The 13,469-nt window shown below is 64.9% G+C and carries 14 protein-coding genes; 5 read left to right on the top strand and 9 right to left on the bottom strand.

What is annotated here, in order from left to right; translation table 11 throughout:
* Position 1 precedes the first annotated feature (1 nt).
* From ACQP0C_RS11160 to ACQP0C_RS11150, 3 genes are all read right to left on the bottom strand, one after another.
* A complete protein-coding gene (locus tag ACQP0C_RS11160; RefSeq protein WP_433732863.1) occupies positions 2–1,855 on the bottom strand; it encodes an ABC transporter ATP-binding protein/permease in 1,854 nt (617 codons plus the stop codon).
* 86 nt (positions 1,856–1,941) lie between these two features.
* Positions 1,942–3,129, bottom strand: coding sequence for an NADH:flavin oxidoreductase (locus ACQP0C_RS11155; protein ID WP_433732862.1), 1,188 nt, complete (start codon positions 3,127–3,129; stop codon positions 1,942–1,944).
* Positions 3,126–3,707: a TetR family transcriptional regulator gene (locus ACQP0C_RS11150; protein ID WP_433732861.1), complete on the bottom strand. Its 582-nt coding sequence runs from the start codon at positions 3,705–3,707 to the stop codon at positions 3,126–3,128. The genes ACQP0C_RS11155 and ACQP0C_RS11150 overlap by 4 nt, the downstream gene beginning before the upstream one ends.
* A 149-nt stretch (positions 3,708–3,856) precedes the next feature.
* Here ACQP0C_RS11150 and ACQP0C_RS11145 point away from each other — a divergent pair, with 149 nt between their 5' ends.
* Positions 3,857–4,234, top strand: a complete 378-nt coding sequence (locus tag ACQP0C_RS11145) for a DUF488 domain-containing protein (RefSeq protein ID WP_433732860.1) — start codon at positions 3,857–3,859, stop codon at positions 4,232–4,234.
* 8 nt (positions 4,235–4,242) lie between these two features.
* On the opposite strand, the gene ACQP0C_RS11140 is transcribed toward ACQP0C_RS11145, so the two are convergent.
* The 3 genes from ACQP0C_RS11140 to ACQP0C_RS11130 all read right to left on the bottom strand — a co-directional run bounded on the left by ACQP0C_RS11140 (position 4,243) and on the right by ACQP0C_RS11130 (position 6,015).
* Positions 4,243–4,770, bottom strand: a complete 528-nt coding sequence (locus ACQP0C_RS11140) for a DoxX family protein (RefSeq protein WP_433732859.1) — start codon at positions 4,768–4,770, stop codon at positions 4,243–4,245.
* Between the two features lie 137 nt (positions 4,771–4,907).
* Complete coding sequence (locus ACQP0C_RS11135) at positions 4,908–5,198, bottom strand: hypothetical protein (protein ID WP_433732858.1); 291 nt, start codon at positions 5,196–5,198, stop codon at positions 4,908–4,910.
* Between the two features lie 553 nt (positions 5,199–5,751).
* Positions 5,752–6,015: a hypothetical protein gene (locus tag ACQP0C_RS11130; RefSeq protein ID WP_433732857.1), complete on the bottom strand. Its 264-nt coding sequence runs from the start codon at positions 6,013–6,015 to the stop codon at positions 5,752–5,754.
* Positions 6,016–6,220: 205 nt separating this feature from the next.
* Between ACQP0C_RS11130 and ACQP0C_RS11125 the strand changes: the two genes are divergently transcribed.
* Genes ACQP0C_RS11125 through crcB form a run of 3 tightly spaced genes read left to right on the top strand, consistent with a single transcriptional unit; the run spans position 6,221 to position 7,406 of the window.
* Positions 6,221–6,691 carry a fluoride efflux transporter FluC gene (locus ACQP0C_RS11125; protein ID WP_433732856.1) on the top strand — a complete coding sequence of 157 codons (471 nt, stop codon included), beginning with the start codon at positions 6,221–6,223 and terminating at the stop codon, positions 6,689–6,691.
* Positions 6,688–7,035 (top strand): DUF190 domain-containing protein, encoded by a 348-nt coding sequence (locus ACQP0C_RS11120; protein ID WP_433732855.1) that lies wholly within the window; start codon positions 6,688–6,690, stop codon positions 7,033–7,035. Before ACQP0C_RS11125 ends, ACQP0C_RS11120 begins: the two co-directional genes overlap by 4 nt.
* The gene (crcB, locus tag ACQP0C_RS11115) at positions 7,032–7,406 is read left to right on the top strand and encodes a fluoride efflux transporter CrcB (RefSeq protein WP_433732854.1); all 375 of its coding nucleotides are present in this window, start codon (positions 7,032–7,034) and stop codon (positions 7,404–7,406) included. The genes ACQP0C_RS11120 and crcB overlap by 4 nt, the downstream gene beginning before the upstream one ends.
* 204 nt (positions 7,407–7,610) lie before the next feature.
* Here crcB and ACQP0C_RS11110 read toward each other — a convergent pair whose 3' ends face one another.
* Together ACQP0C_RS11110 and ACQP0C_RS11105 are read right to left on the bottom strand one after the other, a co-directional pair.
* On the bottom strand, positions 7,611–8,411 hold the full coding sequence (locus tag ACQP0C_RS11110) for an SDR family NAD(P)-dependent oxidoreductase (protein ID WP_433732853.1): 801 nt from the start codon (positions 8,409–8,411) through the stop codon (positions 7,611–7,613).
* A complete protein-coding gene (locus ACQP0C_RS11105; protein WP_433732852.1) occupies positions 8,408–8,929 on the bottom strand; it encodes a carboxymuconolactone decarboxylase family protein in 522 nt (173 codons plus the stop codon). Before ACQP0C_RS11105 ends, ACQP0C_RS11110 begins: the two co-directional genes overlap by 4 nt.
* Positions 8,930–9,017: 88 nt before the next feature.
* Between ACQP0C_RS11105 and ACQP0C_RS11100 the strand changes: the two genes are divergently transcribed.
* Positions 9,018–9,590 (top strand): TetR/AcrR family transcriptional regulator, encoded by a 573-nt coding sequence (locus ACQP0C_RS11100; protein WP_433732851.1) that lies wholly within the window; start codon positions 9,018–9,020, stop codon positions 9,588–9,590.
* A gap of 81 nt (positions 9,591–9,671) precedes the next feature.
* Here ACQP0C_RS11100 and ACQP0C_RS11095 read toward each other — a convergent pair whose 3' ends face one another.
* Positions 9,672–13,193, bottom strand: a complete 3,522-nt coding sequence (locus ACQP0C_RS11095; RefSeq protein WP_433732850.1) for a hypothetical protein — start codon at positions 13,191–13,193, stop codon at positions 9,672–9,674.
* Positions 13,194–13,469: the final 276 nt, after the last annotated feature.

Below are 13,469 nucleotides of genomic sequence, written 5' to 3'. Positions count from 1 at the left end.
CTCACCGTTTGCCCAGGTGAGGCACGAACAACCAACCGCCACCGCCGGTGAGTTCGAGCCGGGCGGTGTGGTGCTGGTCGACGGTTGTGCGGTGCGCGGTGCTGAACAAAATGATGTCGGGGAGTTCGGTGCGGATGAGGGTGTAGAGGGAGAATTCCAGACCTTCGTCCACGGCCGATGTCGCCTCGTCCAGGAATGCCGCCTCGGGGCGGATCAGAATAATCCGAGCGAACGCCAATCGCTGCTGTTCACCGGGCGACAGGATATTCGCCCAATCGGCCTGGTCATCCAATCTGGTCGCCAGATGGCCGAGTTGCACCTTCATGAGGGCCGCACGCAACTCCGCATCGGAGGCGCTGTCGGGTGCCGCGGGATAGGTGACGGCCCTGCGCAGATCGCCCAGCGGGAGGTACGGCAGTTGTGAGATGAACAAGGTGCCGGTAGCCTCCGGTCGGCCGACGACACCACGGGTGTAGGGCCACATCTCCGCGATGGCGCGCAACAGCGTCGTCTTGCCGGTCCCGGAAAGCCCCTTGACGACCACCGCATCCCCGCTGCGCAGGCGCAGATTCAACGCCTCGATCAGGACAACGCCGTCGGGCTTCGACACGTCGACCTTTGTCAACTCCACCGAACCGTCCAACGCGCGCACGCCGATGGTGGGCAGTCGGCGCGATTCCTCACTTGCCTCGACGAGACCGTACAGGCGCAGCATGGTCGCGCGGAAGGACGCGAATTGGCTGTAGCTGTTGCGGAAGAACGATAGCGAGTCCTGGATCTGTCCGAATGCGGAACCGGTCTGATTGACATCACCGAGTGTGAGCGTTCCGACGAAGAAGTGCGGCGCCTGGATGAGCCATGGAAAAACCTTGGCCACCTCGGTAGCCGCTGAATTCCAGCCGATGAAACGGGTGGTGAACAGGACCAGGCGATAGTAGACGCGCAGCACTTCCGCGAACAGCGCACGCAATCCCGTACTTTCCGCGCCCCCGCCGCGGTAGAAGGCGATGCGCTCGGCATTCTCGCGCAATCGGACCAGTGCATAGCGGAAGTCGGCCGTGACGGCCTGATATCGGAAACCGAGCTGGATCAGTGGACGGCCGAGCCAGAAAGCAATGACCGTGGCCACCAGCACGTAGCTGAACACCAGGAATACCATGGCCCGTGGAATTTCGACACCGGCAATCATCAGCGGCTCCGAAAGGTGCCACAGGATCTCGCTGAAGGACACCACCGACACAACGGCGGTGACGGCCCCGAGGGACAGGGTCCGTGCACCCGAGATCATATCGCCGACATCCTGTTGGATGCGCTGATCCGGGTTATCGATAGGCTTGTTGATGAATCGGGCCCGATAATAGGCTCGATCCTCGATCCACGTTTCGGTGAGATGGTCGGTAAGCCAACGACGCCAGCCGATTTCGAAGATCTGACCGAGATAGAAATCCAGCTGGGTGCGCACCACTTCGGTGATGGCGAGCAAGGCGAAGATGGACAGCGAATGCCAGAACGCGTTCTCGGCGGCGTCGAGCCCGTGGCCGTCACGGCGCCCCATCGCCTGGGCGGCACGCTGTAGTGCCGAGAACATGTCATTGCCCTGATAGGACAGCAGCACTTGCACCCGGACCGATAAAACGGCACTCAATATCAGCACCCCGACCATCGGGATACTGCGCAATGCCGCCCGACCGGTGAAAAACCCGCCGGTGACAGTCCGGAAGTGTCGACCCCATACAGTGATCCGCAGCAACAACACCACGGCAAGCAGAAAGACCACGGCGGTGATCGGAAAGGCAATGAGCAGCCACCGCGCCGACCCGGCGAGTTCGTCGCTCCAGTCGCGTGACGCAGGCACCGCAGTCTCCGATCGTTTCCGGGCAGCATCGAAACAGCAGTCGAGAATTCGCCCGGCGTCGGGCGTGCGAATGCCAACGTTACTTGCTACCTACGCAAACTCGGTGGATCCTGATCGACTCGCAGTACACAGCGGGTGCGGGTGTAGATCGTCGGCATGCACTCGTTGCAGTGGATACACGCCGACCGTGTGCGCTGATCGGCTTGAATGCGGTGCAGCAGATCCGGTTCGCGCAGCAGCGCCCGCCCCATCGCGACGAAATCGAAACCCTCGCCCATCGCCCGCCGCATGGTGTCGAAGTCGGTGATACCGCCCAGGAGAATGAGCGGCATCGACAGCTCCGCACGGAACTGACGGGCGCGCTCGAGCAGATATGCGTCCCGATACGGATACTCACGCAGAAAGGCCCGGCCCATCAGGCGAAAGCCCCACCGCGCCGGTGCGGGAAGAACTTTCGCGAATTCCTTGCGCGGTGCGGCGCCGTGGAACAGCAGCATCGGGTTGAGCAATGAACTTCCGGCGGTCAACTCCAAGGCGTCCAACGCACCGTCCGCCTCCAGCCACGAGGCGACCCGCAACGACTCCGGAATCGAAAGTCCGCCGCGCACACCGTCTTCCATATTCAATTTGGCAGTTACGGCCAAACGGTCGCCCACCGCATCGCGTACCGCCCGCGCGACCTCGCGAGCGAGTCGGGCCCGATTCTCCGGTGATCCGCCGTATCGGTCCTTGCGCCGGTTCAGCAACGGACTCAGGAACGAACTCACCAAATAGTTGTGGCCGAAATGGATTTCGACCGCATCGAAACCCGACTGCTCGGCCAGTCGGGCCGCATTCGCGAAATCCGCGATGACCGCGGCGATTTCGGACAGATCCGGAACATGCATGGGACGCATGCCGAGTGGACTGAACATTCGACTCGGCGCCACTGCTGGTGCGCGATTGGATGCGGCATTCGCCACCGGGCCCGCATGCCCCAGCTGGGCACTGGCCGCCGCACCTTCGGCATGCACCGCATCGGTGAGCCGGCGCAATCCCGGCACGGCCTCCGGACGCATCCAGATCTGATGCCGGTCGGTGCGTCCGCCCGGTGATGTGGCGCAGTAGGCGAGTGTGGTCATCCCGACGCCACCGGCCGCGACTTCCCGATGGAAATCGATCAATTCGTCGGTGACCAGCGCATCCGGTGTCCGTCCCTCGAAGGTCGCCGCCTTGATCACCCTGTTGCGCAACGTGACCGGGCCCAGCGTGGCCGGCGCGAATACCTCGTTCATTTCCGCTGTCCCTTCGCCGCGGTGAGTCCGGCGACCACGAAATCGCGCAGCGTGCGCACCGCCTCGTCCGACATCTCACGCTCGCCCGTGCCGACACCACCGAACTGCACGATGATCGATTCGAATGCCAACGCCCATCGCCGCCGACTCTCGGACTCACTCACCTCCGGCAGCAAACCGACCCAGTCGTCCATTCGGAACCACGGCCGATGCCACACCGTCGGATGTCGTCCGAGGACGACCTGGGCCAGCAGCCGCAGGTGCAACCGCCCGACCGGATCGGCCGCCAGCCCGATGAACGGCTCGATCACCGCGTCCACGACCGCCGCCACCGATCCGTGCGCATCGGTCACCTCGGTCAGCCGTTCGGCCCACAGCGATCCGAGCCGATCCTCCAGCAGCGCCGCGACCAGCGCCTCCTTCGACCCGAAGTGATAGTGCACCGAGGCCGAATTCGCCCCCGCCGCCGCACACACCGCCCGCACCGACACGTCGTCATACCGCTCGGTCAGCAATAGCCGCTCGGCCGCGAGCAGGAGCCGCTCCCGAGTCCCCGTTGCCGTTGTCCGCTCTGTCATGCACAGAGTCAACCACGGTTCCAATCATCGATTCAAGCATTGATTGAATCAATGATTGACAGACCCGGAGCTATCATTGGGCCACCTCGATGCGGGCGGGGATTCCGATGGCGCACTGCGCCGCGAAAACGACCTGACCAGGACGGAGCATGATGAGTCAGCACATCGGCTACCGGAGAATCTATGAAGCGCCCATTCCCTCCGATGGAACCCGGGTCCTCGTCGATCGGGTGTGGCCGCGTGGGATGCGGAAGGAGGATGCGCATCTGGACGAGTGGATGCGCGATATCGCTCCGTCGACCGAACTGCGCCAGTGGTACGGCCATCGGCCGGAACGGTTCGCCGAATTCCGTCGCCGATATCTGGCCGAATTGCGGGACGCGCGACATCGCGACGCGGTCGCACAACTGCGGGAGCTGGCCAGCCGACATCCGGTGACGCTATTGACCGCCACCCGCGATATCGACCACAGCCAGGCCGCAGTCCTCGCGAACTGGGTTGCGGCGCAGGAGAATTCGCCGGACTAGACGGCAGGTCAGTCGAGTCCGCGGGCGCGATGCAGGAAGCGGAATGCCGCCGGAAGCGGCTTCGGATCACGCTGGGCGGGGGCGCGCAAAGACCACGAGGTCAGCGTCAGAGCGGTGAACACCAGCGGACCTGCCCATTTGGCGGCCGGATCGCCGACGCTCAGATGTGAGGCAGCCGCACCTCCGTACACGAAAACCAATCCGGCATAAGCCCATTCCTTCAGTCGCGGGAATCCGGGGGTCACCACTGCACCCACTGCGAGGAGCTTGGCGCTGCCGAGGATTGTCGCGAAGTACATCGGGTACTCCAGACGGGCGAAGGTGTCCTGGACATAGGGGATACGCGCCAAGTCCCAATAGGAACCGACGACGGATTCGGTGAGCACCGCTGCGGTGGTCGCGACAAACGCGGCGAACTTCGCCCGTTCCGTCCAGGTGGTACCGGCCAGCGAATTGATCAGTCCGGCAATGCGATTGATCTCGGTGCTATCGGGTTCACCTGATATCGCGGGCGGGGCCTGCGGATGGGAGGTCATGATTCATGTCCTTTCGAAACGAACGTTGTGTCCGCGCCGCCATGCGAAACCGCTCTGAGAATTAGGGAGCGCGGGGGGGATTTGAACCGTGAGCCGATGCGGGCAGCGGCTGGTGCAGGACGCTGCCCGCGTCTGGTCTATCGCTCGTCGACGATCTCGCCGGTCTCCGCAGTGGCGTCCTCGGTCAGCGCCATTGTGGCGCCCACCAGCGGGAAGCCTTGCGAGGCACCGATCGCCGCCAGCATCTGCTCCGCCGACTCCCACCGCCAGGTATCGGAGTAGCTGCCGTCCTCGAGCCGGGTAAGTCGCGTCTCGGTCAAACCCGGGTTCGCCCCGCGGATTCCGTCGATCAGGGTGGCGCGCTGTGCCAGGAGCGCGTCGAGTCGGTCGGCCGCTACGCGATAGTGATGAATCCGTACCACAGGCATGGTGCAGTCCTTACTACTGGTCGAATGAGGGTGAAGGAACTGCCAGTTCCAGGCTTCCTTCATCGTCGTGGTGACAACGAAAAGCCTCACATCGAGCCGGAATCGCTGGTAGTGCGTGCAACACCGGTCTCGTGTGCATCTTCCGGTGCCGACGGTATGCAATATGCACAGTCGCCGACCCGGATCTGCGCCGAGAGTAGAACTCGCCACCCTGTGCCGATGCCGCCTGCGCCGAGCACACGAACCCGCATGTCCCGCAGTCCCTGACCTCCGGTCCCGACGGCCTGTGCCTCGACGCCATCTACGGTGAGGTGCCCCGGCCCGAGCACACCGGGGATCGGCGCGCCGATATCACCGCCATGCTCATCGGCTGACGCACGGTGATGTTGCGGCACCGGTGATCGATCACCCTGGTGGGGCGCCCCATGATCGGACCGAACATTCTGGCGCACATGGAGTTTCTGCAGGCGTCACTGCTTCGCGCCGGGCTCACCGACGCATGCCTGGCCGTTCTCGGCTCGTTGATCTTCCGAGAATCCCGTGCTGTCCAAGGTCATGCGCGGTAGTGCGAGGTGACCGAGTCCTGTCCGGTGTAGTTCGGTCCTGCGTGGTTGTCGGCACCGAGATACCGGAGCTCCCAGCGGGGCAGGCCGTGTCCGGCGCGGGTGAGTCGATGGTTCCTGGTGTCGTACTGGAATCCGTTGCGACGCAGCGAGGTAGTGAATGGCCTACCGACCGGTGAGCCGTCGGCCCACCGGATCGAGGACGCATCGAAGTTGGCGACCAACTGGCCGTCGGCGGTGAGCCACGACGCCATTCGGGTCAGCGCGGCAATCTTGTCACCGAGGCGACCGGCAGAGCAGCGATATGGGCTAGGCTCAGCAGTCTGCGGAACCCATCACCTGATCGGAACCGCGCGGCGGTGGGGCTCGCCGTACCCGAACCGCGGTCACGCACCGCCAACGGTCCCTACTTGTGATGACCGGCGCCCACACTTGGGCGCGCCACGAGTAGGAGAATCCGTGCCCACACCCCCACCCGCCACCACAGTCGGATCAGATCCGTTCGCTGCCCGACCGCGTCGTGCACGGCTGCGCGAGCACGTCCCCATCCTTGCTGTGATCGCCCTCGGCGGCGCGATCGGCGCCACCGCCCGCTACGCCGCTGCACTGCTGTGGCCGACCGCCTCCGGCGCGTTCCCCTGGACCGTGCTGCTGGTCAACATCACCGGGTGCGCCGCGATGGGCGCCCTCATGGTGCTGATCGCCGAAGTCTGGACCGCACAACGACTGCTGCGCCCATTCCTGGGCACCGGTGTCCTCGGCGGCTACACCACCTTCTCCACCTACGCTGCCGGCTTCCACCACCTCGTCGACACTCGTCACCCTGCCGCCGGCCTGATCTACCTCGCCGCCACACCGATCCTCGCGCTGACCGCCACCTGGACCGCCGCCACTCTCACCCACACCCTCATCGACCGGAGGACACGATGACCCGCCTCACCGGAGATGCGCTACGCCTGACGGTGTTCATCGGCGAAAGCGATACCTGGCACCACAAACCATTGTTCAGCGAGATCGTCCACCGCGCCCACCACGCCGGACTCGCCGGGGCCAGCGTGTTCCGCGGCGTGGAAGGCTTCGGCGCATCCTCACGCGTCCACACCACCCGACTGCTGTCGCTGAGCGAGGATCTGCCGGTCGCCATCGTCGTCATCGATTCCGCCGACCGCATCCGCGCATTCCTGCCCCAGCTCGACGAACTCGTCGCCGAAGGGCTCGTCATCCTCGACCCCGTCGAAGTCATCCGCTACGTCGGCCGCACCGAACAATCATGACCTGGCTGCTCGTCATCGCCGGGGCCGCGATCGGCGCTCCCGTGCGCTACCTCACCGACCGGCTCGTCCAAGCCCGCCACGACACCGTCTTTCCCTGGGGCACCCTCACCGTCAACGTCGTGGGCAGTCTCACGCTCGGATTTCTCACCGGCGCGGCCACCGCAGCAGCAGTAGGCCCCAACCTGCAATTGCTGATAGGCACCGGCTTCTGCGGTGCCCTGACCACCTACTCGACCCTGTCCTACGAAACCCTGCGCCTGACCCAAACCGGCGCACGCTTCCACGCGATCGCCAATCTCGCCGCCACGATCACCGCGGGGATCGGCGCCTTCTACACCGGCACCGCACTCACCCAAGCCCTCTGGCACTGAACCAACCACCACACGAGCCGCACCGCCCCACGAGTCACACCAAGCCCCAGCCCAAGGCACGGCACCCGTTGTGCCATGGGTAAACGGGATTCTCGATAGTCCATCGGCTACCGAGACGCGGTGGTCCGATCGAACTCCCGCGACGGCCGCGCCGCGATCGGCAGCATCTCGGATTCTGCGAAACGCGAGTTCTGGTGCAGGGTGTCAGGCGATTCGGGCGCTTTGGCCGCCGTCCACCGGCAGCACGGCGCCGGTGATGAAGGCGGCCTCATCGGAGGCCAGGAAGAGGGCGGCATGGGCCACGTCCCATGCGGTGCCCTGGCGTTGGTTCAGCGGGACCATCCGGTCGCGCGCCGCACGCAGTTCGTCCTGGTTCACGCCCAACGCCGAGGCCATGCCCTCGATCGCCATCGGGGTATCGATGAGGCCGGGCATGATGGTGTTGGCGCGGATGCCGAAGGAGGCGTTCTCCATGGCCAGGGCATGGGTCAGGGCGTTCAGCCCGGCTTTGGAGACCTTGTAGGCGACCAGCGGGGCCGAGCAGACCGCGGCGATGGACGAGACGTTGATGATGACGCCCGTCCGGCGTTCGCGCATGTGCGGGATGATCTGGCGGCAGACCGTCCAAGGGGCGCGCAGGTTGACCGCCTGGATGCGGTCCCAGGCGTCCTCGGTGACGTCGAGCGCGCCGCCGTCACCGGCGCCGATGCCGATGTTGTTGTGCAGGACGTCGATACGGCCGAAGGCATCCAGCGCGGTGCGGGCGATGGCGGCGCAGTCGGACGGGTCGGTGATGTCGGCGACCAGCGGACGGGCGGTGCCACCCGACTCGGAGATCAGCGCGCAGGTCTCGAGCAGCGATTTCTCGTCCCGGTCGACGGCAAGCACCTGGGCGCCTTCGCGAGCGAACAGCAGGGCCGTGGCCCGGCCGTTGCCAATGGTCGTGCCGGGGGTCTGGCCGGCGCCGCAGACGACGGCGACCTTGTCGAGCAGACGTCCTGTCATGACGGGAATCCCTCCAATCCTTCGTCCAGGGCGACCTGGAAGGTGTTCAGCGCAGTGGAAACGAGCGTGTACTGGCCGACGGCGAAGACGATGTCCAGGACCTGCTGCAGCGTCCAGTCCCGGCTCAGAGCCGCCCACAGGGTGTCGTCCATGGTGTGGGTGGCGACGAGTTGGTCGGTGGCGTGCAACAGGACAAGGTCGCGCTCGGGCCAGTCGGTGGCGTCCGAGGCCGCCTTGTCGATCTCCGGACGGGTCAATCCCGCCCTCTCGCCCAGCTTGCGATGCTGGGCGAACTCGTACTCCGAGCCACACCGCCACCCGGTGCGCAGGATGACCAACTCGCGCTCGCGTGCCGGCAGCGTCGAGCTGACCAGAACGTGGCGGCCGAACACCAGCCAGCGGTGCAGCAGGTCGGGATGGTGGGCCAGGGTCGTGAAGATGTTCAGCCGACCGAGCTGGTCGAGCGTCGTTCGGGTGGGCTCGTCCCAGTCGGCCTCGACGGTGGGGGGAACTCGCATAGGAACAGCACCTTTCAGATAATGATCGTTCGCCGAATGGTCATTATTCAAGTTTGGTATGCTGTCCGCAAGACCCCAGGAGGATGTTTTGCCCGAACCGACCACCCGGCGGCAGCGTCAGGAGCAGACCCGCGCCAAGCTGCTGGACGCCGCCGCCCGCGTGTTCGCTCGCCGTGGTTACGACGGGGCTTCGGTGCCGGAGATCGCCGCCGAAGCCGGGTTGTCGACCGGCGCGATCTACTCGAACTTCGACGGCAAGGTAGACCTGTTCCACACGCTGATGGCCGGGGAGATGCGCCGTCAGAGCGAGCGCCGCGTCCGCCGTGTGACAGCCTCGCCACAGGAGGCTGTCGCCGCCGCCAGTGCCCAGTGGGCCGACTTCGTCGAACACCACCGCGACTCGGTCCTGCTTCTGCTCGAGTTCTGCCTCAGCGCTGCCCGCGACAACCCTTCCGCCAGCCTCCACGCCGCCGAGGAGTTCACTCGCGTCCGAGCCGATCTGGCCGGCCTCGCTCCCGACGCCCCACCCCATTTGGCCGCCGCCCTCCAGGCCCTCGCGTACGGCTACGGTCTCCAGCGCCTGGTCGACCCCGACTCCACCGACAAATCGTCCCTCGTCGACGCCTTCACTTGGCTCCTCAACGGAGCGTTGAAGACCTAGGACCTGCCTGCGTGGGCTGCTATTGGCCCCATCCACCGAGAGGTCCAACACGAAATCGATCGAGTCCGGTCGCGGTCTTATTCAGCGCAAATCATCCCATGACCATGCGGCGGCTGCGCTGGCGTCAGGCTCATGCCCGAACCCGAGGTCGCCCGAGGCATTGCCTACGAACATGTACTCATCGAACAATCCTGCGGCGGCAACCCGGCGTGCGAGTTGGTCAGCTTGTTCGCTTGTCCCTGCGGCACGCAATTCGCTGACTACGCTTGCGAATCCGTAGTTAGGCGTGAGTTCGTTGGCAGCTCGGTGTGCGAGTGCAGTGGATTGCTCGGTCGCGCCCGCCGCCCGCAACCCGTGGATCAGCTCGATCAGGTTGTGCGGATTATCGAGGGGGACTTCGGTGGCGGCTCGGTGTGCGAGCTGGGTGATCAGTTCGGTCGCACCCGTGTCCTGTAATGCGCTGAGCAGTCGAGTAACGCCGTAAACGTCGTCGAGGGAAAGGTAGGTGGCGGCTCGGCGTGCAAGTTCAGCGAATTGTTCGGTCGCGCCTGCCGTCCACAACCAGTGCATCAGCTCGATCAGGTGGTGTGGGTTGTCGAGGGGGACTTCGCTGGCGGCTCGGCGTGCGAGTTCAGCGACTTGCTCGGTCAAGCCCGCGTCCTGCAGCGCAGTGAGCAATTCAGTGGCGCCGTAGACATAGTCGAAAGTAGCGGCGTTGGTGGCGGCTCGGCGTGCAAGTTCAGCGAATTGTTCGGTCGCGCCTGCCGCCCGCAACCAGTGCATCAGCTCGATCAGGTCATGTGGGTTGTCAAGGGAGACTTCGACGGCGGCTCGGCGTACGAGTTCAGTGACTTGCTCGGTCAAACCTGCGTCTTGTAGTGCGCTGAGCAGTCGAGTAACGCCGTAAACCTTGTCGAGAGGGAAGTCGGTGGCGGTTCGGCGTGCGAGTTCAGCGAGTTGTTCGGTCGCGCCTGCATCCTGGAGCGCGTTGAGCACTAGAGACACCCCGACGGCGCTGTCGAAAGTGACGTTGGTGGCGGTTCGGCGTGCGAGTTCAGCGAGTTGTTCGGTCGCGCCTGCGTCCCGTAGTGCGTTGAGCAGTAGAGAGACACCGAAGGCGTTGTCGACGGAGATTTCGGTGGCCGCTCGGTAGGCGAGTCGGCCAGCTGGTTCGGTCGCGCCTGCGTCCTGAAGCGCGTTGAGCAGTAGGGCGACGCCGTACGCGTTGTCCGGAGCGACATTGGCGGAGGCGTCCTGTGCGAGTTCAGCGACCTGTTGGGTCGCGTGAGCGTCCTGGAGCGCGTTGAGCAGTAGGGCGACGCCGTGCGCGTTGTCGAGCGGGAAGTCGGTGGCGGCTCGATGTGCGAGTTCGGCAACTTGTTCGGTCGCGCCTACAGCCCACAACCCGCTCAACAGTTCAATGAGGTTGTCTACGTAAGCGATCGTGGCGGTAGCTACAGGCGCGAAAATGAACTGCGCTGCTGTGGTCGATCCCGGTTGCAGCCACTTGTCGACACTTGTCGGTGTGTCGAGGGGAAAGTTGGTGGCGGCTCGGCGTGCGAGTTCAGCGACTTGTTCGGTCGCGCCTGCGTTCTGAAGTGCATCGAGCAGTAGGGCGACGCCGTGGGCGTCGTCGAGGGGAAGGTCGGTGGCGGCTCGATGTGCGAGTTCAATGACTTGTTCGGTGACATCGGCGTTCTGAAGTGCATCGAGCAGTTGCGCGATCGCGGCTTCGTCATCGACGGGGACTCCGGTCACGGCCCTACGTGCCAGTGCATTGGCCTGTTCGGCTGCACCCACGCCCTGCAGACCTTTGAGCAGCCGAGCCACACTGCGTGCGTCATCCAGCGGGAAGTCGGCGGCTGCCCGGTGTGCAAGCTTGCTGACCTGTGGGGTCAGGCTCGCGTGCCACATCCCCCTCAGAAGACCGGTCACTTTCTCGGCGTCGCGGATCGGAAAGTCGGCGGCTGCCCGGCTTGCGAAGTCATCGACGGATTGATCAGTAGCACCAGCGAACCGCAATTTGACCAGCATGTCAGCCGCTTCATCGCTGCTGCCCGAGAATGCAACGTGCTCGGCAACCCACGCGAGCAGTTGCCGCCGATACGTATGCTGCAGCCCCGGCAGAGGTAGCGAAAGCAATTGACGCGCAGCTGCTATGTCGCCGTGGCCGGTCGCGTTCTTCCACAGTTGCGTGGCGTCGCGGTACAGGCCCCGATGCCATGCCGCGTGACCTAGAGCGGTCAGGCATCCGGCGTAGGCGTGGTCGGCAGCTGCTTCCCAGAACCCGATCGGTGGAATTGTTTCCGCGCGGGAGGTGCGACCGTACTGGTCGAGGTAGTCGGCCAGTACGAAGGTCGGCACGACCGCGGGTGCCGGACCGCCGTTCGGCGTCCGAGATCGGTTTCGGCGGCCTCTCCGGCCCTGCGCGGGAAGCGAATTGACTCGGGTAACGGGTCCGCGGGCTCCTTTGCACGGTTCGCTGGTTTCGGCGAGGGCACGTTCGAGCCAGTCTTCGGTGAGGCCATCGCGATCTACACCCGTGAGGTAGTCCGGTACCGCGTCGCGAAGAAGGCCATAGGGCAGGCTGTTCGGGTGTCCCATTCGCACCGCGTCCATCGCCACCTCGATAACCGCCTTGGCGACCGGAGAACTGGAAAAGCGGTAATGCCGAACCAGTTCGGGACCGCCCGCGAGATACTGTGTGACCTGGTCGTCCTCAGCGCGTTCGACCGCCATGGCCAGCCGCGGATCCGTAGTCGCGGCCCGGCGCATCGCCTCCAGCGCCGCTCCGGTGAACGCATTCGGAACCTCGATCACACTGCCGTCGAGAAGCTTCGAGGTCTGCGCGGCCGGGTCACGGCACAACCGGTCGTGATGAATCGGCCACAGCGTGCCCAACACCAGTACCGGCGACCGCGTGTTGTCGGTCAATAGCGTCTGCAGGGCCAGAGCGGCTCGTTCACCATGGTCGCCGACCAGGTATCGCTGGGTTTCGTTCAGCCACACAATCGTTCGGGACCGAACCCGACTCAGCTCATCGAGCGCCTGGCTGCGGGTGGGGCTCTGCGGGTGCCACAGCCGCCATCCGCCGCCGTTCCGCAACGGTGCCAACGCTTCCCACAGCGCCCGTGTCTTACCGGTCGACGATCCCGCCACAAGCACCGCTATGCCGCTCTCACCGGCAGCGGCCCGACGCACCACAACTCCCAGTTCCTCGTCATGCCGCCGAGGCACATACGCTGGAAGAAGCTGGAGGTCTGCACCGGTATCGACGGTGATCGGCTTGTGCACCTCCAGCGCGAACGGATCCGTCACTGCCTCCAACGGCACGCCTGGCGCTCGCACGCGTGCTCGCTGGTATGCCTGCTCCCATACCGCCAACTCCGCGCCTGCGATGCCGCACGCGGTCAGCACCTGTTCGACAGTGTCCCAGCGCGGCAGACCGGTCTTGCCGCTGACCATGTCGCTCAGCGTCGTCTTGCCCACGTTCCCATTCGTCTTCCGGATGAGCGCGTCGTAGCTGAGATGCCGGTGAGCGAAAAGCATTTTCAGCGCTGCCCGCAGATCGTCGGGAGTACTGACCGCGGCGACATCGACCATCGTCCTCGCCCCCTCGCCGGTCTTCGCTGGTTCGGTTTCGTTCGGTTCCCTGATGACAGTATGGCTGCGCGGCCCCGTCTGTCGGCGAGTTGTGATCGGTCCAGCGAACCGCGATGTGTCCGAACGGCTCTCAGGCCGATCGTTGCCGCATGACAACCGAGATCCTCGCCACCATCGTCGTAATCCTGCAAGCCGCGACAGCAATACCTCGCGCGCTCACCGAGCTTCTACACGCCTGCCGATCAGCCCATACGGCCGTGCGCGATCTACGAAACG

This window comes from Nocardia sp. CA-129566 (genome assembly GCF_050956075.1).
Classification (GTDB): domain Bacteria; phylum Actinomycetota; class Actinomycetes; order Mycobacteriales; family Mycobacteriaceae; genus Nocardia.
The sequence above is the reverse complement of the archived record's forward strand: the minus strand, read 5'-3'. Positions and strand labels throughout refer to the sequence as shown.